20 protein-coding genes are annotated in these 24,000 nt (G+C 72.2%); 12 read left to right on the plus strand and 8 right to left on the minus strand.

The window, feature by feature from the left end:
* Positions 1–20 precede the first annotated feature (20 nt).
* Both ACIO3R_RS07875 and ACIO3R_RS07880 read left to right on the plus strand, forming a co-directional pair.
* Entirely contained in the window at positions 21–1,478 is a 1,458-nt protein-coding gene (locus tag ACIO3R_RS07875; RefSeq protein ID WP_385036118.1) for a peptidoglycan D,D-transpeptidase FtsI family protein, read from the plus strand.
* 4 nt (positions 1,479–1,482) lie between these two features.
* The gene (locus tag ACIO3R_RS07880; protein ID WP_402104373.1) at positions 1,483–2,550 is read left to right on the plus strand and encodes an amidase family protein; all 1,068 of its coding nucleotides are present in this window, start codon (positions 1,483–1,485) and stop codon (positions 2,548–2,550) included.
* A gap of 199 nt (positions 2,551–2,749) precedes the next feature.
* Here the strand turns inward: ACIO3R_RS07880 and ACIO3R_RS07885 are convergent, their stop codons facing one another.
* Positions 2,750–3,868 (minus strand): ferritin-like domain-containing protein, encoded by a 1,119-nt coding sequence (locus tag ACIO3R_RS07885; protein ID WP_385036121.1) that lies wholly within the window; start codon positions 3,866–3,868, stop codon positions 2,750–2,752.
* 178 nt (positions 3,869–4,046) lie between these two features.
* Here ACIO3R_RS07885 and ACIO3R_RS07890 point away from each other — a divergent pair, with 178 nt between their 5' ends.
* The 5 genes from ACIO3R_RS07890 to ACIO3R_RS07910 all read left to right on the plus strand — a co-directional run bounded on the left by ACIO3R_RS07890 (position 4,047) and on the right by ACIO3R_RS07910 (position 10,038).
* A complete protein-coding gene (locus ACIO3R_RS07890) occupies positions 4,047–4,982 on the plus strand; it encodes a diiron oxygenase (RefSeq protein ID WP_402104376.1) in 936 nt (311 codons plus the stop codon).
* Between the two features lie 38 nt (positions 4,983–5,020).
* Positions 5,021–5,773 (plus strand): TetR/AcrR family transcriptional regulator, encoded by a 753-nt coding sequence (locus tag ACIO3R_RS07895; protein ID WP_402104379.1) that lies wholly within the window; start codon positions 5,021–5,023, stop codon positions 5,771–5,773.
* Positions 5,774–5,790: 17 nt separating this feature from the next.
* Positions 5,791–6,057, plus strand: coding sequence for a hypothetical protein (locus ACIO3R_RS07900; RefSeq protein WP_385036124.1), 267 nt, complete (start codon positions 5,791–5,793; stop codon positions 6,055–6,057).
* Positions 6,058–6,151: 94 nt separating this feature from the next.
* The gene (locus ACIO3R_RS07905; RefSeq protein WP_402104382.1) at positions 6,152–8,695 is read left to right on the plus strand and encodes a PQQ-binding-like beta-propeller repeat protein; all 2,544 of its coding nucleotides are present in this window, start codon (positions 6,152–6,154) and stop codon (positions 8,693–8,695) included.
* Between the two features lie 161 nt (positions 8,696–8,856).
* Complete coding sequence (locus tag ACIO3R_RS07910; RefSeq protein ID WP_402104384.1) at positions 8,857–10,038, plus strand: NlpC/P60 family protein; 1,182 nt, start codon at positions 8,857–8,859, stop codon at positions 10,036–10,038.
* Between the two features lie 91 nt (positions 10,039–10,129).
* Here the strand turns inward: ACIO3R_RS07910 and ACIO3R_RS07915 are convergent, their stop codons facing one another.
* The 5 genes from ACIO3R_RS07915 to ACIO3R_RS07935 are packed head-to-tail and all read right to left on the minus strand — an operon-like array spanning position 10,130 to position 15,894.
* A complete protein-coding gene (locus ACIO3R_RS07915) occupies positions 10,130–11,371 on the minus strand; it encodes a styrene monooxygenase/indole monooxygenase family protein (protein ID WP_402104387.1) in 1,242 nt (413 codons plus the stop codon).
* A 30-nt stretch (positions 11,372–11,401) separates the two neighbouring features.
* Entirely contained in the window at positions 11,402–12,052 is a 651-nt protein-coding gene (locus ACIO3R_RS07920) for an ATP/GTP-binding protein (protein ID WP_385038709.1), read from the minus strand.
* Positions 12,033–12,446 (minus strand): DUF742 domain-containing protein, encoded by a 414-nt coding sequence (locus ACIO3R_RS07925; RefSeq protein WP_402104389.1) that lies wholly within the window; start codon positions 12,444–12,446, stop codon positions 12,033–12,035. Before ACIO3R_RS07925 ends, ACIO3R_RS07920 begins: the two co-directional genes overlap by 20 nt.
* Positions 12,443–12,922: a roadblock/LC7 domain-containing protein gene (locus ACIO3R_RS07930; protein WP_385038705.1), complete on the minus strand. Its 480-nt coding sequence runs from the start codon at positions 12,920–12,922 to the stop codon at positions 12,443–12,445. The genes ACIO3R_RS07925 and ACIO3R_RS07930 overlap by 4 nt, the downstream gene beginning before the upstream one ends.
* Complete coding sequence (locus tag ACIO3R_RS07935) at positions 12,919–15,894, minus strand: nitrate- and nitrite sensing domain-containing protein (protein WP_402104394.1); 2,976 nt, start codon at positions 15,892–15,894, stop codon at positions 12,919–12,921. Before ACIO3R_RS07935 ends, ACIO3R_RS07930 begins: the two co-directional genes overlap by 4 nt.
* A gap of 363 nt (positions 15,895–16,257) precedes the next feature.
* Here ACIO3R_RS07935 and ACIO3R_RS07940 point away from each other — a divergent pair, with 363 nt between their 5' ends.
* Positions 16,258–17,043: a protein phosphatase 2C domain-containing protein gene (locus tag ACIO3R_RS07940; protein ID WP_402104396.1), complete on the plus strand. Its 786-nt coding sequence runs from the start codon at positions 16,258–16,260 to the stop codon at positions 17,041–17,043.
* A gap of 24 nt (positions 17,044–17,067) precedes the next feature.
* On the opposite strand, the gene ACIO3R_RS07945 is transcribed toward ACIO3R_RS07940, so the two are convergent.
* Positions 17,068–17,565 carry a MarR family winged helix-turn-helix transcriptional regulator gene (locus tag ACIO3R_RS07945; protein WP_385038695.1) on the minus strand — a complete coding sequence of 166 codons (498 nt, stop codon included), beginning with the start codon at positions 17,563–17,565 and terminating at the stop codon, positions 17,068–17,070.
* A gap of 223 nt (positions 17,566–17,788) precedes the next feature.
* On the opposite strand from ACIO3R_RS07945, the gene ACIO3R_RS07950 reads away from it, so the two are divergent.
* Both ACIO3R_RS07950 and ACIO3R_RS07955 read left to right on the plus strand, forming a co-directional pair.
* Positions 17,789–18,643, plus strand: coding sequence for a lysozyme (locus ACIO3R_RS07950; protein ID WP_385038692.1), 855 nt, complete (start codon positions 17,789–17,791; stop codon positions 18,641–18,643).
* A 297-nt stretch (positions 18,644–18,940) separates the two neighbouring features.
* Positions 18,941–19,621: a polysaccharide deacetylase family protein gene (locus ACIO3R_RS07955; protein WP_363025958.1), complete on the plus strand. Its 681-nt coding sequence runs from the start codon at positions 18,941–18,943 to the stop codon at positions 19,619–19,621.
* 135 nt (positions 19,622–19,756) lie between these two features.
* Here ACIO3R_RS07955 and lon read toward each other — a convergent pair whose 3' ends face one another.
* Positions 19,757–22,183, minus strand: coding sequence for an endopeptidase La (gene lon, locus ACIO3R_RS07960; RefSeq protein WP_385038690.1), 2,427 nt, complete (start codon positions 22,181–22,183; stop codon positions 19,757–19,759).
* A gap of 226 nt (positions 22,184–22,409) precedes the next feature.
* Here lon and ACIO3R_RS07965 point away from each other — a divergent pair, with 226 nt between their 5' ends.
* Positions 22,410–22,988 (plus strand): isochorismatase family protein, encoded by a 579-nt coding sequence (locus tag ACIO3R_RS07965; RefSeq protein ID WP_402104399.1) that lies wholly within the window; start codon positions 22,410–22,412, stop codon positions 22,986–22,988.
* A gap of 167 nt (positions 22,989–23,155) precedes the next feature.
* Positions 23,156–23,848 carry a spermidine synthase gene (locus tag ACIO3R_RS07970; protein ID WP_385038714.1) on the plus strand — a complete coding sequence of 231 codons (693 nt, stop codon included), beginning with the start codon at positions 23,156–23,158 and terminating at the stop codon, positions 23,846–23,848.
* The last annotated feature ends 152 nt before the right edge of the window (positions 23,849–24,000 follow it).

Here is a 24,000-nt window from a genome sequence, read left to right on the forward strand (position 1 = left end):
ACCCTGCGGGAGGCCCGGCCGTGATCCGCTACATCCGGCGCGCCGCCGCCTTCTGCCTGCTGCTGCTCGTGGCGCTGCTGCTGAACGCCGCCCGCGTCCAGGTCTTCGAGGCCTCCTCCCTCGACGACAACCCCGCCAACCGCCGGGTCACGATCGACCGTTACGACCAGCCGCGCGGCAACATCCTGGTCGACGGCCGATCCGTCACCGGCTCGAAGGACACCGGCGAGCAGCTCGCGTACGAACGCACCTACCGCTACGGCCCGCTGTACGCCCCGGTGACCGGATACGCCTCGCAGACGTACGGCACCGCCCTGCTGGAGAACGCCGAGGACGCGGTCCTCTCCGGCACCGACCCGATGCTCGCCCCGCTCCCCTTCTGGAACGAGATCACCCGCGGCCGGCAGCCCGGCGGCGACGTCGTCACCACGATCAAGGACTCCGTGCAGCGCGCCGCCTACGAGGGGCTCGGCGGCCGGCGGGGCGCCGTCGCGGCCGTCGAGCCGACGACCGGGAAGATCCTGGCGCTGGTCTCGACCCCCTCGTACGACCCGGGGCGGCTCTCCGGTACCGGTTCCTCCGTCACCGACGCCTGGCGGCAGCTCAACTCGGACCGGAGCGAGCCGATGCTCAACCGGGCCATCCGGCAGACGTATCCGCCCGGCTCCACGTTCAAGATCGTGACGGCGGCGGCCGCGCTGGACGCCGAGGTCGTCACCGACCCGGACGCGGAGACCGACACCCCCTCCCCCTACGTCCTGCCGGGCACCACGACCACGCTCCCCAACGAGGCGAGCGGCTGCGCCAAGGCGTCCCTGGCCGAGGCGATCCGGGTCTCCTGCAACACCGTGATGGCCCACCTCGGGGTGCGGGTCGGCCTCGACGGCATGGTCGACGCGGTCGGCAGGTTCGGCTTCAACGACACCGGGCTGAAGATCCCGTCCGGGGTGGCGAAGAGCAACTTCGACACCGACATGAGCGACGACCAGCTGGCCCTCTCCTCGATCGGCCAGTTCGACACCACGGCGACCCCATTACAGATGGCGATGGTGGCCTCGGCCGTGGCGAACGGCGGCGAACTCATGTACCCGCACCTGGTGGACCGTACGACCACGCACAGCGGCTCCACCGTCCGCACCACGGGATCGCGCTCCTACCACCGGGCGATGGACCCCCGGACGGCGACGCAGCTGCGCCAGATGATGATCGACGTGGTGCGGGACGGCACCGGCACCAACGGGGCCGTCGACGGGGCCACGGTCGGCGGCAAGACCGGCACGGCGCAGCACGGCATCGACAACACCGGCACGCCGTACGCCTGGTTCATCTCCTGGGCACAGGCGCGGGACTCCGCCCGGCCGGCCGTCGCGGTCGCCGTGGTCGTCGAGGACGCCGCCGCCGACCGGGCCGACATCAGCGGCGGCGGCAGTGCCGCGCCGATCGCCCGTTCCGTCATGGAGGCGGCGCTGGGAGACTGAGCGCATGACGGCTTCCAGGCAGGTGCCCGGGGTGCTGGCCGCGATCGAGCGGGAGGACCCGCGGCTCCGCGCCTTCCTCGACGTCTGGCGCGAGGAGGCGCTGGCCCGGCTGCCCGGCGCGTCCCTGCTGCCGCTGGCCGGGCTCCCGTTCGCGGTGAAGGGCCCCGCCGGTATCCGCTCGTACGCGGCCCGGCGGCTGATCGCGGCGGGCGGTGTCCCGGTCGGCTCGACGTCCGTGCCCGGCCCCGGCACGCACTGGCAGACCTGGGGTCTCGGCGCCCACGGCCGCACGGTCAACCCGTGGCGGTCCGACCGGACGCCGGGCGGTTCCTCCGCGGGCTCGGCGGTGGCGGTCGCGGCGGGGCTGGTGGAGCTGGCGACCGGGAGCGACGGGGCCGGGTCGGTCCGCATCCCGGCGGCCTGGTGCGGGGTGTTCGGTCTCAAGACGACCAACGGCCTGCTGCCCTCCCCCGACCGCTCGGGGCTCGCCTCCGCCGGGGTGCTGGCCCGGTCCGCCGCGCACGCGCAGCTGTATCTGCGCTGCGTCCTGGACACGTACGAACCCGCCGTGACGGAGCTGCCGCTGCGTGCCGTCTACAGCCCGGACCTCGGGTACGCGGACGTCGACCCGGAGGTCGAGGCGGTGGTGCGGGGCGCGGTGCGGCGGCTGGCGGCGGCGGGGGTGATCCGGCTCGCGGACACCCGCTGCGAACTGCTCGACCCGGCGGCGGCCTGGCAGGCGGTACGCGACGGCCGGGCGGCGGCGTCCGACGAGGAGCTCCGGCGGGAGAACGACCGCAGGCTGGACGCCCTCTTCGCGGACGCGCCCCTGCTCCTCACCCCGGTCACCCCCAACCGCCCGCACGGCCACGAGGGACCGGGCGAGCTCTTCTCCACCGCCCTGGCCTGGGCGTTCAACCTGAGTGGGCATCCGGCGGCGAGCATGCCCGCCGGGTTCACCGCTGACGGCTGCCCGGTCGGGCTCCACCTGGTGGCGCGGCGGGGAGCCGATGTCCCGCTGCTCGGAATGGCCGGTGCGGCGGAAAGGGCGCTGCCCGGTGCGCGGCCGTGACAGCCGAGCGGTTCGGCTTCACCGGCACCGCGCCGTGGGACGAGCGCGAGGACCTCGTGTGCGTGGAGTGCGCGGTGCGGGCGGCACCGCCCCGTACGGAGCGCGACCGTTCACAGGCCGCGACCCGTCACCGGCCCGGCGGGCGGGCCACCGCCGGGCCGGGTGGTCCGCCGCCGCCCCGCTCAGGAAGCCGCCCCGCTCAGGAAGCCGGCTGCTCCGTCCCGCCGTCCGCGATCGCCTCCGCGACCTCCGCCACCCGCGCCTGCTCCTCGGCCTCGAAGCGGTCCCGGTCCAGCTGTTCGGCTATTTCCTCGTCCTGGGCCATGAGCAGGTCCAGGCTGGAGTCGCCGAGTTCGAGGACGCCCATGTCGACGTACGCCTTCTGGAGCCGCTCGCCCCACAGCCCGATGTCCTTGACGCACGGGACGATGCGGCTGAACAGCAGCTTGCGGAAGAGCTGGAGGTACTCGGAGTGCTCGGAGAGATCCTTGGCCTCCTGCTTGGCGATGCCGAAGTTCTCCAGCACCTCCACTCCGCTGAGCCGGTCGCGCATCAGGTAGCAGCCCTCGATGACGAACTCCTCGCGCTCGCGCAGTTCCGCGTCGCTCAGCTGCTTGTAGTAGTCGCGCAGCGCCATCCGGCCGAAGGCCACATGGCGGGCCTCGTCCTGCATGACGTACGCGAGGATCTGCTTGGGCAGCGGCTTGGTCGTGGTGTCGCGGATCATGCCGAAGGCGGCCAGGGCCAGCCCCTCGATGAGGACCTGCATGCCGAGGTAGGGCATGTCCCAGCGGGAGTCGCGCAGGGTGTCGCCCAGGAGGCCCTGGAGGTTGTCGTTGACCGGGTACAGCATCCCGATCTTCTCGTGCAGGAACCGGCCGTAGATCTCCGCGTGCCGGGCCTCGTCCATGGTCTGGGTCGCGGAGTAGAACTTCGCGTCCAGATCGGGGACGGACTCCACGATCCGGGCCGCGCAGACCATCGCCCCCTGCTCACCGTGGAGGAACTGGCTGAACTGCCAGGAGGTGTAGTGCTTGCGCAGCTCGCCCCGGTCCTTCTCGGTCATCTTCGCCCAGTGCGGGGTGCCGTACAGGGTGAGGGCCTCGTCGGGGGTGCCGAGCGGGTCGGTGGGATCGACCTCAAGACTCCAGTCGATGCGCTTGTTGCCGTCCCACTGCTTGTCCTTGCCCTTCTGGTACAGGGCGAGGAGGCGCTCGCGGCCGTCGTCGTAGTCCCAGCTGAAGCGGGCGGCGCCCGAGGCGGGCACCGTCCACAGCGGCTGGTCGGGGGCGGTGGTGTAGAGGTCGTGGGTCGACATGGACGGCTCCTTCGCCTCGCATGCTTCGACAAGTCACCTGTCGATTGGCTCAGTTGGCAGGTTCACACGTTGGTAGACGCCGGGTCAACAAGTCGTGCGCAAGGGATTGACGAGCTTGCTGACAGACGGTCTCATAACGAGTGACCGCCGGTAACCCATGTGTGAGGTGCCTCCAGCCATGACGTCAGTGACCGAACACGATATACAGCTGCTCCGCGACGCCCTCGGACCGCTCCGGGACCGCGAGCAGATCGCCGAACGGCTGCTGGAGGCCTCCGCCAAGCACTCCTTCGACCCCGACAAGGAGCTGGACTGGGACGCGGCGGCCGAGGACGGCAAGTGGTTCTGGCCGCCCGAGCTGATCTCCCTCTACGACACCCCGATGTGGCGGAGGATGTCGCAGGAGCAGCGGCAGGACCTGGCCCGGCACGAGGCGGCCTCGCTGGCCTCGCTCGGCATCTGGTTCGAGATCATCCTCATGCAGCTGCTGGTGCGGCACATCTACGACAAGCCGGTGACCAGCAACCACGTCCGCTACGCGCTCACCGAGATAGCCGACGAGTGCCGGCACTCGATGATGTTCGGCCGGATGATCACCTGGGGCGGGGCGCCCTGCTACCCGGTCCCGCAGAGGTACCACAACCTCGCCCGGGTGCTGAAGACCGTCTCCACCACGCCCGGTTCGTTCGCGGCCACCCTGCTCGGCGAGGAGATCCTCGACTGGATGCAGCGGCTGACCTTCCCCGACGAGCGCGTCCAGACCCTGGTGCGCGGCGTGACCCGCATCCATGTGGTCGAGGAGGCCCGGCACGTCCGCTACGCCCGCGAGGAACTGCGCCGCCAGATGGTGACCGCGCCCCGCTGGGAGCGCGAGCTCACCCGGGTCAGCTGCGGCCAGGCGGCCCGCGTCTTCTCCGTCTGCTTCGTCAATCCGCAGGTGTACGCGAACGTCGGGCTGAACCCCCAGGAGGCCGTGGCCCAGGTGCGGGCGAGCGGGCACCGGGCCGAGGTCATGCGGTCGGGCGCCAAGCGGCTGACCGACTTCTTCGACGACATCGGAGTCCTCAACGGGGTGGGACGCAGGCTGTGGAAGAGCTCGGGCCTGCTCGCCTGACGGTCCCGGACACGGCGCCAGCGCTTACGCTGGCCGGTATGACCCCTGCCGCAGCCGCGCCGCCGAACCGTGCGTACCGAAGGCTCAGCGTCGAGGAACGGCGCACCCAGCTCCTCGGTGCGGCACTCACCCTCTTCGCGCACCGGGCCCCCGACGAGGTCTCGCTCGACGAGGTCGCGACGGTCGCCGGGGTCTCCCGGCCGCTGGTCTACCGCTACTTCCCGGGCGGACGCCAGCAGTTGTACGAGGCGGCCCTCAGGTCCGCCGCCGAGGAACTGATCCTGTGCTTCGCCGAACCGGCCGTGGGCCCGCCCACGGAACGGGTGACGCGGGTCCTGGACCGCTACCTCACCTTCGTCGACGAGCACGACGCCGGCTTCAGCGCACTGCTGCGCGGCGGCAGCGTCGCGGAGACGTCCCGTACGGGCACCATCGTCGACGAGGTGCGCCGGGCGGCGGCCGACCAGATACTCCTGCACCTGGGCCGGGGCGCGGGCAGCGATCCCGGGCCGCGGCTGCGGATGATGGTGCGCACCTGGATCGCGGCCGTCGAGGCCGCCTCGCTGATCTGGCTGGACGAGGAGAAGCAGCCCGCCGCCTCCGAGCTGCGCGACTGGCTCGTCGACCAGTTCATCGGACTCCTCGCGGTCACCGCGGCCACGGACCCGGCGACCGCCGCCGCCGTGGCCGAGCTGCTGCCCCTGGAGACCGCGGCGGGCCCGGCCGGCCGGCTGGCGGACCGGCTGATCCCGGTGGTCGGCGAGGCGGCACATCTGCTGCCCCCGGGCTGATCGGTCAGACTGGGGCGGTGAGAAGCGAGAACACCCCCTTCACCGGCGGGCCGCTGGACGGACGGGTCCTGCCCGTCCTCGTCGGCGCGACCGGCCACCCGCCCAAGTGGTACGAGGTCCCGGTCCCGGACGCCGACGGCGGTCCGGCCACCGTGTACGCGTACCGGCGGGTCCCGGCCGGACACTCCAAGCGGCTGGGGATCCAGCGGGGCTGGGTCTACGAGTTCGCCCCCGGCGGCCGTGAGCGCCACAGCCCCAAGTGGCCCTGGTCGAAGCCGGGATGACGCATATGGGGTGAATCGGGGCGAGGCTTCCCGTCGCGGGGGAGACCGTAGGATCGATGATCCGGTCCGAGGACGGTCACACAGGGGGTGCGCCATGGAAGCGCTGCGTCAGGACGATCCACGCCGCTTCGGCCCGTACACGACGCTGGCACGGCTGCGCGAGACGGCCGCGGCGGTGCAGTACCTCGCGCGCGGCACGGCCCCGCGGGAACTCGCCGTGATCACCGCGGCGCGGCCCGCGCTGGCCGCGCTGCCCGCCTTCCGGCGGCGCTTCCAGGCGGAGGCGCGGACCGCGGACCGGCTGGCCGGCGGCTGGGTGGCGACGCAGCTCGACACCCGTACGGACGGGGCCGGGGACGACGACCTGCCGTGGACGGCCTCGGAGTACGTGCCGGCGGTGACCCTCGCCGAGGCGATCGAGACGGCCGGGCCGCTCCCCGAGCGTGCCGTGCGGATACTGGGCGCGGGCGTCGCGGAGACCCTCTCCCGGGTGCACGCCACCGGATCCGTGCTCCAGGGCCTCTCCCCCAGGACGGTGCTGCTGGCCGCGGACGGGCCGCGGCTCACCGCGTTCGGCCCGCTGGGTGCGGCGGCCGACGCGGAGGCGCGGCCGGGCGGGCAGCTCTCCGTGCGGCTCGGCTACCTGACCCCGGAGCAGGTCGAGGGCCGGGAGGCCGGTCCGGCCTCCGACCTCTTCGTGCTGGGCCTGCTGCTCGCGTACGCGGCGACCGGCAGTACCCCGCTGGCGGACGGTCCGGCGGCGGAGGCCGCCGAGCGGATCGCCCACACCGACCCCGAACTGGCCGCCGTGCCGGACACCTTGCGCGATCTGGTCGCCCGCTGCCTGGCGAAGGACCCGGCCGGCCGGCCGACGGCGGGTGCGGTGGCCGCGGAACTGGCCCTGGAGGGCGCGGCCGGGCTCGCGAGGGGCAGCCACTGGCTGCCGGCCCCGCTGTCGGCAGCCGTGGCCGAACAAGGCGTACGCGCCCAGGCGTTGGAGGCCGCACCGCCCGCCGCCGAGGACCCGGCGGGCACGCAGGACGTGCAGGACGCCGTGGTGCCCGCGACGCCGCCCGCCGACAGCGGGTCCGGGCCCCCCGATCCCGGCCGGGACACCCGGACCGCCCAGTTCGGGATCATCGACCACCGCGCCCCTCGGCCCGATCTGGCGACGGCCCAGCTCTCGATGCCGCGTGAGCTGCCCGGCCCCCCGGCCGCCCTCCCCGCCGGGCCGCCGGCTCCCCGGGCCCTGCCCGCACCCGCCCCCGCGGCGCCCCTTCCCGCCGCCCCGCTCCCGGCCGCCGCCCGGCCCGCCGCTGCCGACCGCCGGACCGTGCTGATCGCGGCGGCGGCCGGCGCCGCCGGGCTCCTCGTCGGGGGCGGCGGGGTGCTGGCGCTCGGGTCGGGCGACGACGCGAAGTCCGCGGACGACGCCAAGCCCTCCCCGAGCACCAGCCGGCCCGTCATCGCGGGACTGCCTCCGCAGCCGCGCTGGATCCACACGCACCCGGAGTCCGAGCCCGCCCCCCTGACCGCGGCCGTCTGGAACGACCGGCTGCTGGTGGTGACCGACGAGACCCACGCGTCCGCCCTCGACCTGCGCACCGGCCGCCGGGTCTGGGAGAGCGCGGACGCCGCGAAGGGCCAGGCCGCCCTGCCGGCCGGCAAGGAGTTCTGCTTCGTCGCGGGTCCGGCCGAGTTCCTGTGGCTGTCGGCGAAGGACGGCCGGGTGGCCCACCGGGTGGCGTACGCCGACGGGTTCGACGGCGCTCCGCACCTGACGGTGCCCGAACTCGTCGGCGCGTCCGGGTCCACCGTCTGGTTCACCGGCTCCACCAGGACCACCGTGAAGGCCCCCAAGCCGAAGAAGGGCAAGAAGCGCGGGAAGGACAAGCAGGTCGTCACGTCGTTCCTGTTCGGGTACGACATCGAGCAGCGCAAGGAGCTGTGGCGCACACCGGTGCCCAACGGCCGCGGCCCGGCCGCGCCGGTGTACCGGCTGATCGCGGTGCGGACGGACGACATCGTCGTACGGCAGAGCCAGCTGTCGCTCACCCCGGCGGACGTGAAGGCGGCCAAGGGGAAGGGCAGGTTCCGCGGCTTCGACCGGAAGACCGGAAAGGCGAAGTGGACCGAGTCGTTCGCCGGTGTCACGCCCGGCGGTGCGGCCGTGGGCGACGCGGACGGCCTGCTGTACGCGGCCGCCGGTGACGATCTCCGGGCCTTCGGGACGTCCGACGGGAAGCCGAGGTGGACGCTCAACGGCAGCCGCGGCTCCCACTTCGGGAACGCGGTCGAGGCCGGCGCGCTGCTGCACACCACCAACAGCAACCAGGAGGTGGGCGCGGTCGACCGGGAGACGGGGCGGCTGCGCTGGCTGCGGTCGACGGAGGGGCCGCGCACCGACGTGACTCCCGTGATCACCGTCAGCGGCACCGGCGGGACGCTGCTCGCGGCGAGCTCCGGCCAGGTCACCGCGTTCGCGGCGGCCGACGGGCGGCGGCTGTGGAAGTTCCAGGACATCGGGGAGCAGGACCCGAAGGGCGCGACGGCCACCACCAGGTACCAGGTGCTGGTGTCCGGGAAGAGCGCGGTCGTCCGGCGCGACCGGGTGTTCTACGCGTTCCCGGTCGACTGACCGCGGGCCCGGAGGGCGGCCCGGTCCACCGCCTTCCGGGGGATCGGGCCGCCGCCACGCGCCCCGGTCCTTGAATCACCTGACGGCAGGTGAGCGTATGGAGGAATTGCGCTCACTTATGGGGTAGTCCGACGATTCACCCCGCTATCGGAGGTGATGTCGTGCCGGGCAGTGTCTTGCGCTCCATCTGTGCGACGGCGCTGGCAGCCGTCGTCGTGACCTCGCCGGCCGCCGCCGAGGCCGCCCCCTCCCCCGTACCCGCCGACCCCGGCACCGGCAGCGCGGGCGCCGCCGCCCCGGAGGCGGCCGCCGGCAGTCCCGCCGCGCTGCTGAGCCGGCTCCAGAACCTGTACCGGCAGGCGGAGGAGGCCACCGAGGCCTACAACGGGACGGCAGCCGAGCTGAAGAAGCGGAAGGCGGAGGCGGCGAAGCTGGACTCCTCCCTCGTCGCCGCCCGGCTCTCGCTGTCGCGCGGCCGCGACGCCGCCGGGCGGCTGGCCCGCGAGCAGTACCAGGGCCGTTCCGACTTCTCCTCGTACCTGCGGGTGCTGCTGTCCCGCGACCCCCAACAGGCACTGGACCAGGGGCAGGTCATCCAGCGGCTGGCCGCCGGGCGGGTGGCGGCCGTGAAGCGGCTCACCGGCGCAGAGAAGCGTGCCGACGAGCTGGCGAGGGAGTCCCGCAAGGTGCTCGACCGGCAGCAGGTGCTGGCCGCACGGCAGAAGAAGGAACGCGACGCGGTGAACAAGCGCCTCAAGGAGGTCGAGGCGATGCTCGCCACGCTCTCCGCAGGCCAGCTCACCGAGCTGTCCGGCCTCGAACAGAAGGGCACCGCCGAGGCCCAGGGCGCGCTGGCCGCCTCCGGCTCCCTGTCCTCGACCCGGCCGCCGTCGCGGGAGGGCGGCGAGGCGGTACGGTACGCGGTCCGGCAGATCGGCAAGCCGTACGTGTGGGGCGCGGAGGGTCCCGGCTCGTTCGACTGTTCCGGCCTCACCTCGCAGGCCTGGGCCAGCGCCGGCCGCACCATTCCGCGGACCTCGCAGGAGCAGTGGCGGCAGTTGCGGAAGGTGCCGGTGAGCGCGCTGCGCCCGGGTGATCTGGTGATCTACTTCCCGAAGGCCACGCACGTGGCGCTGTACATCGGCAACGGCCTGGTGGTGCAGGCGCCCCGGCCGGGCTCCCGGGTGAAGGTCTCACCGCTGGCGTCGAATCCGCTGCTGGGCGCTGTCCGGCCGGACCCGGAGAGCACCCCGCTGCGTACGTACAAGCCGCCGAAGCTCCCCCAGGGGGCCTCCACGGGCTCCGACGAGGGCTACAGCGTCTCCACGGCCCCCACCGGATAACGGCCGCCGCACGCGCGCCGGCCGGGCCGGGGACCACCGGCGAGGGCGGCGGGTCCCGGTCCGGCCGGTTCGTTCAGGCGGTACGGGGCGCTCAGGCGGCCGGACCCGCGAACGAGGCGAGGTACGCGTTCGTCTTCTCGGGCTCGAAGAAGAAGTTGTCGAAGTCCGCCGGGTCGTTGAACCCGTTCGCGAAGCGGTCGGCGACCGGCTGGAGCTGGCCGCCGGCGCCGATCAGATTCAGCACGTGCTCCGGCGGGACGCCGAGCATCGCGTTCGTCCACTTCGTGACGTGCTGGGCGGTGTCCCAGTAGCGGTCGAACGTGGACTGCATCCACGCCGCGTCGAACTCGCCGTCGCCGTGCTCGATGATCGAGTCCAGGTAGGCGTTCGCGCACTTGGAGGCCGAGTTGGAACCCTGCCCGGTGATCGGGTCGTTGGCGACGACCACGTCCGCGACGCCGAGCACCAGACCGCCGCCGGGCAGCCGGCCGATCGGCTTGCGGACGGTCGGTGCGTAACGGCCCGTCAGGGTGCCCTTGGCGTCGGTCAGTTCGACCTTCGTGGCACGTGCGTACTCCCACGGGGTGAACCGCTCCATGAGCTCCAGCGTCTTGGCGAGGTGCTCCGAGGGGTCCTTGATGTCCTGGAAGACGTCGAGAGGACCGCCCGGTACGCCCTCCCAGAACAGGATGTCGGCGCGGCCCGACATGGTCAGGGTCGGCATCACGAACAGCTCGCCGACGCCCGGGACCAGGTTGCAGCGGACCGCGTCGAACTCGGGGTGCTCGGGGCGCGGGCCCATGCCGTGGACGTACGCGACGGCCAGGGCGCGCTGCGGGGCGTCGAACGGCGAACGCGAGGCGTCCCGGCCGAACATGGAGACCAGCTCGCCCTTGCCCGCCGAGACCATCACCAGGTCGTACGTGCGGGAGAAGTAGTCCAGGTCGGAGACGGCCGCGCCGTGGATGACGAGCTGTCCGCCGCGCTGGGCGAAGGTGTCCATCCAGCCGGCCATCTTCACGCGCTGGTCCACGGACTGGGCGAAGCCGTCCAGCTTGCCGACCCAGTCGACGGCGCGCGAGGAGTCGGGCGCGGCGACCGAGACACCGAGGCCCTCGATGCGCGGGGCCTGGGACTCCCAGAAGTTGAGCTGGTAGTCCCGCTCGTACTGGAGCGCGGTGTGGAACATGCACTGGGTCGACATGACCCGGCCCGAACGGATCTCGTCGGCGGTGCGGTTGGACATCAGGGTGACTTCGTACCCTCTGGACTGCAGTCCCAGAGCGAGCTGGAGCCCGGACTGACCGGCTCCGACTATGAGTATCTTCCGCATCGCGGTTCTCCGTTGTGTGTGACGTACGGGCTATGCCGGGGTTGCGTCGAGGGCGTGGCCCACCAGGGACAGCAGCGCCTCGACGACGGTGATCCTGTGACGCGCGTCCATGATCACAACAGGTACGTGCGGAGGTACGGTCAGGGCCTCCCTGACGTCCTCGGCCTCGAACCCCGGTGTTCCCTCGAAGTGGTTGACGGCCACGATGTACGGCAGTCCGCTGCTCTCGAAGTAGTCGAGGGCCGGGAAGCAGTCGGCGAGCCGGCGGGTGTCGGCCATCACGACCGCGCCGATCGCGCCGCGCACCAGGTCGTCCCACATGAACCAGAAGCGCTCCTGACCCGGTGTGCCGAAGACGTACAGCACGAGGTCGTCGGCGAGCGTGAGCCGGCCGAAGTCCATGGCGACGGTCGTGGTGACCTTGTCGGGCGTCGCGCTGAGGTCGTCGGTCTCCTCGCTGGCCTGGGTCATCATCGCTTCGGTCTTCAGCGGGGTGATCTCGGAGACCGAGGACACGAAGGTCGTCTTGCCCACACCGAAGCCGCCCGCGACCACTATCTTCGTGGCGATCGGGGCCCTGGTGCGGTCCAGCTGCCAGGCCTGCAACGCTTCGTCGGCCTGGTCCCCGGGTCCCGGCTGACGCGGGGCGAAGAGCGGCGACTCAGAGACGGCGGAGTCCATTGAGCACCCTTTCGAGCAGTGCGCGGTCGGGCTGGCCGGTGCCGTGCCCGGTCCCGTACACGCGGATCTTTCCCTGGTCGGCCAAGTCGCTGAGCAGCACCCGGACCACGCCGAGCGGCATCTTCAGCAGTGCGGAGATCTCCGCGACGGTACGCATCCGGCGGCAGATCTCGACGATGGCCTGGAGCTCCGGCATGACGCGCGAGGCCAGGTTCCCGTTGGTCAGTTCGCGGCGCTCGTCGGGTGCTTCGATCGCGGCCACGAACGTCTCGACGAGCAGGACGTGGCCGAACCGGGTACGGCCACCGGTGAGCGAGTACGGGCGGACCCGTGCGGGCCGTTTCTCCGCCCCCCGGACGGGGAGCCTGCGGGCCGGTTCGGCGGCGGGGGTCACTGGGCGCTCTCCATCGATTTGCGCAGCTCACTGCGGAGTTCGGGGGTGAGTACGTGGCCGGCACGGCCGACGAAGAGCGCCATGTGGTAGGCGATGACGCTCATGTCGCAGTCCGGGGTGGCGTGCACACCGAGGAGTGAGCCGTCACTGATCGACATGACGAAGACGCTGCCCTCCTCCATGGCGACCATGGTCTGCTTGACGCCGCCGCCCTCCATCAGCTTCGCGGCGCCGATGGTGAGGCTGCCGATACCGGAGACGATGGTCGCGAGGTCGGCGCTGGAACCCCGGGGGCCGTCCTTCCGGGCCTCCGTCGGGGCGGACTGGTGGCCGGGGTCGGAGGAGAGCAGCATCAGGCCGTCGGACGAGACGACGGTGACCGAGTGAACCCCTGGCACCTCCTCCACCAGATTGCCGAGCAACCACTGAAGGTTCCGGGCCTCGGTGCTCAGCCCGAATGTGCTGGGCGCAGTCAACTGCGTGCCTCCTCGACTGTGTCCCCCGTCTCATCGGTTCGACCGTCGGTACGGTCGGCCGCCTCAGTGTGGCCTGTACGCGCGGTGCGGTCGGCCGGAACGGCGGACTCCGGCGTGGCGGACGATTCGGCGATCTCCGCCTCGACATCCCTGCGGCCGTCCTTCGCGCCCTGGTGGAAGCCGCCCAGGCGGCGGCGCAGAGCGTCCTTGTCCACACCGCCCTTGCGGTCGGCCGCGGGGGCCGCGGTGGGCGCGACGACCTTGGGGGTGCGCTTGGGCAGCCCCTTGTCGGTGATCCTCCCGGGCTCCGGGCGGCGCGGGCCGGGCAGCACGTCGGCCACGGAGGCGGTGCCGGGTGCGGGGGGCGGGGTGTGCACCGGGGTGTCCCCCGGCTGCGGGCCCCCGTCGGCGGTGCGTTCGTGGCGGTCGGGGCCGATGGCGTACGGGCCGGACGCGAGCGTGGACTCGGGGCCGTCCTGGGAGGCGGGGGCGTGGACGGCCTCGGGTGCGTCGTCGGACTCGGGCACCCGGGGCAGCCTGACCTGCATCGTGATCTCGGCCTCGGACTCCGGGGGCTGCTCGGAGTGCGTCGGGTTCGCGGCCTGCGGGGTCAGCTCGGACGCCGCCTCCGGCTCGGGCTCGGCGGGGGGCGCGTGGTCGGGGACGGCCTGGGGAGAGCTCTCGGCGGAGGGCGCGTCGGCGGCCCCGGACTCGGACTCGGCGATCGTCTGCTCGGCCGCCGCGATCAGCGGGTCGACGGGCAGTGCCGGGGTGCGGCTCGGCAGTGCGTTGGAGTTGGCCTCGGCGATCGATCCCGGCAGGTTCAGGGTGGGCGCGTCACCGGGTGCGGTGACCGGCGGCGGGGTGGCGGCCGGCGGCGCCGTCGGCAGCAGGGCCTTGGGCAGTACGACGACGACGGTCACCCCGCTGCCCTTCTGCTCGCGCAGCTGGACCCGTACGGCGTGGCGCGCGGCCAGCAGCGACGTCACCTGGAGGCCGAGACCGGCGCCGTCCGCGTTCTGCTCGCCCGCCTCGAAGAGCGACGGGTCGCCCAGCCGGGTGTTGAGCTCGCCCATCCGCACGGACGACATGCCGATGCCCTCGTCCTGCACGGAGAGCATCACCTCGCCGGTCTCCAGCAGCCAGCCGGAGAGCTGGACATGGGAGTCGGGCGGCGAGAAGGAGGTGGCGTTCTCCAGGAGTTCGGCGACGAGGTGGCTGAGGTCGTCGGCGGCGAATCCGGCGATCTGGGCGTGCGGCGGCAGGGACTGGATGGTGACCCGCTCGTACCGCTCGATCTCGCTGACCGCCGCGCGCAGGACGTCGACCAGCGGAATCGGTCCCGGGTGTCCGTGTCCGTGCTCGGCGCCCGCGAGGACGAGCATGTTCTCGCTGTGGCGGCGCATGACCGTGGCCATGTGGTCGAGCTTGAAGAGGGTGGCGAGCCGGTCCGGGTCCTGCTCGCGCTCCTCCAGCGACTCGATGACGCCGAGCTGGCGCTCGACGAGGCCGAGGTTGCGCAGCGAGAGGTTGACGAAGGTGTGGTGGACGGTGTTCTTCAGCTTCTCCAGCTGGGCCGTCAGATCGGCCGTGTGGACCTGGAGTTCGGCGCGCTGGATGGTGAGTGCCTCGCGGCCGGCGATCAGCTCGGCGCGCTCGCTCTCCAGGCTGTCGAACCGTCCGTTGAGCTCGTGGAGCAGTCCGTGCAGCCGGCCGTGCAGGGTGTTGATGGACCGTACGACCTGGGCGAACTCGTCGTTGCGGCCGGTGTAGCGGACCGGTTCCGCGTTGTCGGGTTCCGTGGCGAGCCGGGCGGCGCCGATCCGCAGCACGGCGAGCGGCTGGGTGAGGGTGCGGGCCACGGCGGTGGAGACGCCGACGGCGATCAGCAGACAGCCGCCGAGCAGCGCGATCCGCAGTTCGAGCGCGGTGACGTCGTCGTCGCGCAGTTGCTCCAGCCGGTGGACCTGGGCGGTGCCGAGCGCGGACTCGACGCTTCGCATCCTGTCGATCCTGGCGGAGAGCGCCGATCCGGTCTTCTTGCTGTCGACCTTCTGGTCGGAGTCCGAGAGCTCGGGGCGGTCGGTGAGCTCGGCGAGGTACTTCTCCGCGCTGTTGACCTCGGGGCCGGTGACGGTGGAGGCGAGCTTGTCGCGGGCGGTGGCCCCGGCCGCCTGGTCGAAGTCGGCGAGCGAGGAGAGCTCGCCGACCCTGGCCTGCTGGGCGGCGGCGCTCAGCTCGTCGCGGGTGCGGTCGTCCTTGGTGTCGCCCTCGTCCTGGGTCTGGACGGGCAGCCCGGTGAACGGGTCGGTCTGTGTCACCGGCTCCTTGCGGGGCACGGCGAGCGCGGCGAGCAGCAGCCCCCGGGTGGCCGAGGCGTGCTCGGTGGCCTGCCCGAGCGCGAGCGGGGCGCGGCCGGAGCCGGCGGCGCGCGGCGGGGTCTTCTCCGCGAGTTCGTCGGCGAGGCCGTGGAGCTTGGCGATGACCTCGGAGTACGACTGATGGGCCTCCAGCGCGGATCCCTTGCCGCTGACCGCGTCGCGGCGCAGCGAGGGGATGGTGGAGAGGTCGCGGCGCAGGACGGCCGGGGCCGCGTCCTCGATCTCGTCCACCTGCTGGTCGACGCGGGCGCTCCGGCTCCCGGTGGCGCCGGTCCCGCCGGGCTTCCCCTGCCGGCCGGCCGCGATGTACGCGGTGACCTCGTCGCGCTCGTCCGCGAGGGAGTGCGCCAGCGCGATGGCCTGCTGGTTCAGCTCCGCGAGGGTGACCAGCCGCTGCGAGTCGGTCAGATCGGAGGAGGCGCTGAGGGCTGCCGGGGCCCCCGCGGCTATGACGGTGATCCCGACGACCGCGACTCCCGCGACCAGCCGACTGCGGACGCGCACGCGGCGCCCGCCTTCAGCCGGCGCCGAAGGCGCCACCTCGGAACCGCTGTTCTTGCCGCCCTTGCTCCGAGGCCGCTTCTTCTGCACCGGTGCTCACAATCTTGACTCGTCCGCCTTGAAGCAGAGGTGACGCACGGCCACTTGAAGGAGCGCCCCGACCCCTGGTACGGCTTCTGACCATTCCAGTGCTTTTGAGAGGGGGGCGCACATCAACCGCTCCGCCACTCGAACGAGTGAACAACACTCCTGAGTTGGCGAACAAGTCTCCCCGCGGGGCCCCGACGGCACACCTGGACGCCTGGCTGGAACTTCCGGGCAGGCTTTGGCAGGATGCCCGCCCGCACCCCTGACGGGGTACTTACTTCCGCTCCAGCCGCCCTCCTGACCTGCTGCTACGGGGTGTCCCCAGCCCCGTGCAGGCCTCGTGAAGGCGTCGTGCAGACTGGCCGCATGCGTATGGAGCTCGCCACCGCCGCCGGTATCCCCGGGCGCCCGAACGAGGACTGGACCGCCACCGTCCTGCCCGCTTCCGGCCAGGGTGGGGGGCTGGTGCTGCTGGACGGGGTCACTCCGCCACAAGGGGACGACGGTTGTGTGCACTCCGTCCCGTGGTTCACCGCACGGCTGGGCGGCGCCCTGGTCGAACTGTCGGGTTCGCGACGGGATCTGACCCTGCGGGAGATCCTGGCCGAGTCCATTCGGCGCACCGCCGACACGCACCGTTCCCTGTGTGACCTTTCTCACGTGCGCACACCGCAGGCAACCGTCGTCCTGGTGCGTTGGGACGGGACCGAGATCGAACACCTGGTCCTGTCCGATTCCGTCCTGCTCCTGGAATCGCCCGACGGGACCGTACGCGCCCTGCTGGACGACCGGCTCGACCGGCTGCCGCCGGGCTCGCTCGCCTCGGAGGCGATCGCCGACGGGCGGTTCCGGAACAAGGAGGGCGGCTTCTTCACCGCCGCCGCCGATCCGGCCGTGGCGCACCGGGCGGTGACCGGGCGCACGCCCCTCGCCGAGGTGCGGGCCCTGGCCGCGATGACGGACGGCGCGAGCCGCTGGACGGAGATGTTCGGCGAGGGCGACTGGACGGCCTGTCTCGGAGTCCTGCGCAAGGAGGGCCCGCAGGGGCTGATCGAGCGGGTCCGGGCCCTGGAGGACGCGGACACGGACCGTGCGCGGCTGCGGCGGAGCAAGACGCACGACGACGCGACGGCGGTCTACGCGGAGCTGTGAGGCCCGCCCGGGGGCGGGCCGCCGTCAGTCCTCCGCGCGGGCGTTCAAGTGGTGCAGCAGCCGGGCCAGTTCCGCCACCTCGGCCCGGTCCCAGTCCGCGAGCTTGCGCACGTACCGGTCCCTGCGCGCGTCGCGGACGTGCCGGAAGCGGTCGAGGCCCTCGTCGGTGAGCTGGACGAGGAAGGCCCGCCCATCGGCCGGATCGGGCTCGCGTGCCACCAGTCCGAGGCCCTCCAGGGCGCGGAGTTGACGGCTCATGGTGGCTTTTCCAACCCCGAAGTACGACGCGAGGTCCGTGGCCCGCTGCCGGCCCGCCGACTCCAGGCGCACGAAGAGCCCGTAGGCGGCCGCCTCCAGCTCCGGGTGCACCTCGCGCGCCATTTCGCCGGAATTCGCCCGAGCACGGCGCAGGAAGACCGCCAACTCCAGCTCAAGGGCCAGGAATTCGTGGTCCACACCACTTCCCCCGGCTGCGCCGGGTTCACTCCCTCTTTCGCTCCCGTGCACGTCAACACCCCTCATGAGCTTTCCTGCCGCTGAAAGTTTCTTTCACCGCTGGTCATCGCCGCAGCTCCGCCAGTATTTCGCAGGAGTAGACCAACGGCACCGCCCAGGCCCCCTTCCGCAGTGCGGGTCTACGTGCGTAGCGTGCTGCATGGCATGTTCACACCATGCCGTCCCCCAGGGGTGGATTCACCGGTCCCTGAATCAGCAGCTCCCCCCACTGAAGCCTCGGAGGCACGCAATGCCCGTGCACAGATCCGGCTCCAAGACAGTCCGCCGCTCGCGCCTCGCAGCCGCGGGAACCCTGCTCGCGGCACTCTCCCTCCTCATAGCCCTGCCCGGCGCCGCCGGCGCCACGGGCAACCCGGCCACCGGGGATCCCACCAAGCCCGCCCGTGGTTCCGCCACCATGGGCATGGGTGTCGCCGCCCACGACGGCCGGGGCGGACTGCCGGTCGGCACCCGCGCCGTCCAGACCGAGGGCGTGGACGTCAGCGGTCATCAGAACGCCGTGAACTGGGCGGCCCTGTGGAGCAGCGGCGTCAAGTGGGCCTACGTCAAGGCGACGGAGGGCACGTACTACACCAACGAGGACTTCGCCCAGCAGTACAACGGTTCGTACAACGTCGGGATGATCCGCGGCTCGTACCACTTCGCCACCCCGGACACGACGAGCGGCGCCGTCCAGGCCAACTACTTCGTCGACCACGGCGGCGGCTGGTCCAGGGACGGCAAGACACTGCCGGGCGCACTCGACATCGAGTGGAATCCGTACGGCGACCAGTGCTTCGGCAAGACCCCGGCCGCGATGGTCTCCTGGATCCGCGACTTCGTGAACACCTACAAGGCGCGCACCGGACGCGACGCGGTCATCTACACCGCGACGAGCTGGTGGCAGACCTGCACGGGCAACAATGCGGGCTTCGGCACCACCAACCCGCTCTGGGTGGCCCGCTACGACAGCACGGTCGGCGCGCTCCCGGCCGGCTGGGGCTTCTACACGATGTGGCAGTACACCTCGACCGGCCCCACGGTCGGCGACCACAGCCACTTCAACGGCGCCCTCGACCGCGTACAGGCGCTGGCCAACGGCTGAGCCACCGCGCCGGCGACCGCCCGGCACGCCGTTCCCGCAGGAGATCCCGGTGACGCACCCTGTCGCCGGGTTCTCCCGTTTTACGCCCCTGACCAGGCATGAGGCGTTCAGGAGAGACAGACACCCCTCTATGCACCACATGTATACGCCATGTGTATAGTCCTCACGGGCGCACGGCGTGTGCGCCGTTCAGCCACGAGGGAGTGACCTGTTTTGCCCAGTAGGACGAAGTCCGTCGGTACGGGGTTGGCCGTCGCCCTTGTGACAGCCCTCACCCTGACGCTCAGCGGCTGCTCGATGGAGACCACCGCCCCCGGCTCCGCCCGAGCCGACGCCGGCTCGGACTCCAAGGGGTCGTTCGGCCCGGTGGACTGCCGCAAGGCCAAGTGCATAGCCCTCACCTTCGACGCGGGGCCCGCCGAGGCCACGCCGCACCTGCTGGACATCCTCAAGAAGGAGAAGGTCCACGCGACCTTCTTCCTGCTGGGCAAGAACCATGTGAAGAAGCACCCCGACACCGTCCGCCGGATCGAGGCCGAGGGACACGAGGTGGCCAACCACACCTGGTCGCACGAGATCCTGACGGACAAGAAGCCCGCGCAGATACGCGCCGAGCTGGAGAAGACGCAGAACGCGATAGCGGCGATCACCGGCAAGAAGCCGCGGCTGATGCGCCCGCCGCAGGGCCGCACCGACGACACCGTCTCCGGGATAAGCAAGGATCTGGGACTCTCCCAGATCCTCTGGAGCGCCACCGCCAAGGACTACTCGACGACGGACTCCGCGCTGATCAAGAAGCGGATACTCGATCAGGCGAGCAAGGACGGCATCATCCTGCTGCACGACATCTACAAGGGCTCGGTGCCCGCGGTGCCCGGCATCATCGACGAGCTGAAGAAGCGCGGCTACACCTTCGTGACGGTGCCCCAGCTGATGGCCCCCGCCGAGCCGGTCCCGGGCACGATCTACCGCCCCTGAGCGGGTCCCCGGGGAATCCCCGCCCCGAGCCGCCGCACGTCCGGGTACGCGAAACGGCCCGCTCCCCCGTCGCCGGGGAGGCGGACCGTCCGTACCGGCCGTGCCCGTGGTGCCACGCCCGTCACTGCGTGAGACCTACGCGGCGGCCGGGATCCTCCGCTCCGCCCTGGCCAGGGCCGGGGCGAGGGCGATGTCCAGTACCTGGCGGACGTCGGTGACCGGGTGGACGTCCAGCTTCTCCAGCACCTCGGCCGGGACGTCGTCCAGGTCGGCCTCGTTGCGCTGGGGGATCACCACGGTGGTGATGCCCGCGCGGTGGGCGGCCAGCAGCTTCTGCTTCAGGCCGCCGATCGGCAGCACCCGCCCGGTCAGTGACACCTCACCGGTCATCGCCACATCCGTACGGACCTGCCGTCCGGAGAGCAGCGAGGCCAGCGCGGTCGTCAGGGTGATGCCCGCGCTCGGGCCGTCCTTGGGGACCGCGCCCGCCGGGAAGTGGATGTGCACGCCCCGGTCCTTGAGGTCCGCGACCGGCAGTTCCAGCTCCGCGCCGTGCGACCGCAGGAAGCTCAGCGCGATCTGCGCGGACTCCTTCATGACGTCGCCGAGCTGGCCGGTGAGGGTCAGTCCGGACGCCCCGGTCTCCGGGTCGGCGAGCGACGCCTCCACGAAGAGCACGTCTCCGCCGGCTCCGGTCACCGCGAGACCGGTGGCCACTCCCGGCACCGCGGTGCGGCGCTCCGCCGGGTCCTGGGCGGCCTCGGGCACGTGGTGCGGCCGCCCGATGAGTGCGCGCAGGTCCTCGTCGGTCACCGTGAACGGCAGCTCCCGGTCACCCAGTTCGTGCTGGGCCGCGACCTTGCGCAGCAGCCGGGCCACGGCCCGCTCCAGGTTCCGCACGCCGGCCTCACGGGTGTACTCGCCGGCCAGCTTCCGCAGCGCGGACTCGTCGAGGGTGACCTCGTCCTTCTCCAGGCCGGCCCGCTCCAGCTGGCGCGGGAGCAGGTGGTCGCGGGCGATGACGACCTTCTCGTCCTCGGTGTAGCCGTCGAGCCTGACCAGCTCCATCCGGTCGAGGAGGGCCTCCGGGATCGCTTCCAGGACGTTGGCGGTGGCCAGGAAGACGACGTCGCTGAGGTCGAGTTCGACCTCCAGGTAGTGGTCGCGGAAGGTGTGGTTCTGGGCCGGGTCGAGCACTTCGAGGAGCGCGGCGGCCGGGTCGCCCCGGAAGTCGGAGCCGACCTTGTCGATCTCGTCGAGCAGGACGACCGGGTTCATCGAACCGGCCTCCTTGATCGCGCGGACGATGCGCCCGGGAAGCGCGCCGACGTAGGTGCGCCGGTGGCCGCGGATCTCGGCCTCGTCCCGGACACCGCCGAGGGCGACGCGGACGAACTTGCGGCCCATGGCGTGCGCGACGGACTCCCCGAGCGAGGTCTTGCCCACACCGGGCGGACCGACCAGGGCCAGCACGGCGCCGCCGCGCCGGCCGCCGACGACGCCCAGACCGCGGTCCGCGCGCCGCTTGCGCACCGCCAGGTACTCGGTGATGCGCTCCTTCACGTCCTGGAGGCCCGCGTGCTCGGCGTCCAGGATCGCCTGGGCGCCGCGGATGTCGTAGGCGTCCTCGGTCCGCTCGGTCCACGGCAGTTCGAGGACGGTGTCGAGCCAGGTCCTGATCCAGGAGCCCTCGGGGCTCTGGTCGGAGGAGCGCTCCAGCTTGTCGACCTCCTTGAGCGCGGCCTCGCGCACGTTCCCGGGGAGATCGGCGGCCTCGACGCGGGCCCGGTAGTCGTCGGACTCGTCGCCGGAGCCGGAGTCACCGTTGAGTTCGGAGAGCTCCTTGCGTACGGCGTCGAGCTGGCGCCGCAGCAGGAACTCGCGCTGCTGCTTGTCGACGCCCTCCTGGACGTCCTTGGCGATGGACTCGGCGACGTCCTGTTCGGCGAGGTGTTCGCCGAGCCACTGGATGGCGAGCTTCAGCCTGGCGACCGCGTCGGTGGTCTCCAGCAGCCGCACCTTCTGGGCGACGGTGAGGAAGGGCGAGTATCCGGAGTTGTCGGCGAGCGTGGAGAGGTCCTCGATCTGCTGGACCCGGTCCACGACCTGCCAGGCGCCGCGCTGCTTCAGCCAGCTGGTGGCGAGCGCCTTGTACTCCTTGGCCAGCTCGGCGGCGGCGCCGGGAAGGGGATCGGGGACGGTGGAGTCGACCCGGGTCCCCTCCACCCAGAGCGCCGTGCCGGGCCCACTGGTCCCGGCACCGATCCGCACCCGGCCACGGCCGCGGATGAGCGCGCCGGGGTCTCCGTCGGAGAGCCGTCCGACCTGTTCGACGGTGCCGATGACACCGATCCCGGTGTAGGTGCCGTCGATGCGCGGAACGAGCAGCACCTCGGGCTTGCCGCCGCCCTCGCGGGCCGCGGCCTGGGCGGACTCCACCGCGGCGCGTACGTCGTTGTCGGACAGGTCCAGAGGTACCACCATCCCGGGCAGCACGACCTCGTCGTCGAGCGGCAGCACAGGCAGGGTGAGCGGTGTGACCGCATTGGACTCAGTAGCCATGATCTCCCCTTCGGCAGTCAAGTTGAGCTATGAAGACTCAATGCTTCTGAGCCGCTCAATGTTCCCCGGGGTGTGTTCGCTGTGAGCGATCACGTGGGCGGCCGCCGCTGCGCCTGCCTCCGCGTGCCCTGTGTCCAACGCCGTACGGGGTTCGGGTAGTCCCTCCGCCGTGCGCTCCGGGCGAAATCCGGTGGAAGGCCGCGGGGGCGCCGGACAGGATGACGCCATGAACCCTGCCGCGCCCCCCGCACAGGCCCTGATCGTCGTGGACGTCCAGCGGGCGGGGGTGAGCGGTGACCGGGCGGTGCCCGGCGCGGCCGGGCTCCTGGAGCGCACGGCGGACCTGCTCGCACGGGCCCGCAGCGGCGGCGCACTGGTCGTCCACCTCCAGAACGACGGCGCACCCGGCTCGGGCGACGAGCCGCACACCCCGGGCTGGGCACTGCACCTTCCCGTCGAGGCGGGTCCCGCGGAGGTCGTCCGCAAGACCAGGGACGACGGCTTCGCCGGCACCTCCCTGGGCGACCTGCTGACCGGGGCCGGGGTCGAGTCCCTCGCCGTGTGCGGGGTGATGTCGGAGATGTGCGTCCAGGCCACGGCCCGTACCGCCCTGGCCCTGGGCCACCGGGTCGTCCTCCCGTACGACGCCCACGCGACGCAGGACATCCCGGCCGCCCCGGGCATCGACGCCGCCGTTCCGGCCGCCGTGGTGTCCCGGGTCGCGGCGTGGGCGATCAGCGGCGACGCCGAGGTCACCCGGCCGGCCGCGGACGTGACGTTCGCCGCGCCGCCACGGGCGCGCTGAGGCCACCGGCGCGCCGGGGCGGAGAAGCGCCCGGCCCGTCCCCGAACGGGGCCGGCCGGTGCCCGATCGGGCAATCCGCTGGCCCGGACGCGGCCGGGCGGGCCAGGATGGCCGGGACACAGAGCGGCGGTGACCCGGCCGTCGACCAACCACCGGAGACCCGCGCCATGCACCACGCCCACGGCCCCGACGCACTCGCCCCCGTCACCCTCGAACGCCGGGAGGGACCGTACGGAGAGGTCGTCCTGCGCCGGCGGGGCGACGACTTCGAGATCATCGCCAACGGGTGCTTCCTGATGGACACCTCGGACGGGCGCTCCGAGCGGCTGCTGATCGACGCCGCGCTCGCCGCGCTGCCCGCCGGCCGGCCGGCCCCGGCGGTGCTGATCGGCGGGCTCGGGGTCGGGTTCTCGCTCGCGCGGGCCGCCGCGGAGCCGCGCTGGGGGCGGATCACGGTGGTGGAGCGGGAGCGGGCCATCGTGGACTGGCACCTGGGCGGGCCGCTGGCCGGGATCTCGCGGGCGGCGCTCGCCGACCCGCGGACCGCGGTCCTGACGGCGGATCTCGTCGCCCACCTCCGTACGGCTACGGAACGTTACGACGCCCTGTGCCTGGACATCGACAACGGGCCCGACTGGACGGTCACGGAGGACAACGGAACCCTCTACTCCCCCGCCGGTCTCGCCGACTGCCACCAGCGGCTCACACCCGGCGGAGTGCTCGCCGTGTGGTCCGCACAGCCGTCCGAGAAGTTCGAACAAGCCTTGCGCAATGCCGGATTCCGTGGTGTTCGAACCGAAGAAGTAGGCGTTGCCCGAGGTGTACCCGACGTGGTCCATCTCGCAATTCGTGCCGCCTGAGATCCCCCCGCCGGGTATGCGGGCCCCCGGGACGCCCGGGGGCCAAGCGCCACAAGCGCGACACTCCGCCTCCTCCGCGCGGCCGACGCGCTCCCACGCCCTTGCACCCTGCGTAGCCGGGAGCCGCCCGCTGCCTTTACGCTGCTGACCGA

The organism is Streptomyces sp. NPDC087428 (assembly GCF_044744085.1).
Lineage (GTDB): Bacteria > Actinomycetota > Actinomycetes > Streptomycetales > Streptomycetaceae > Streptomyces.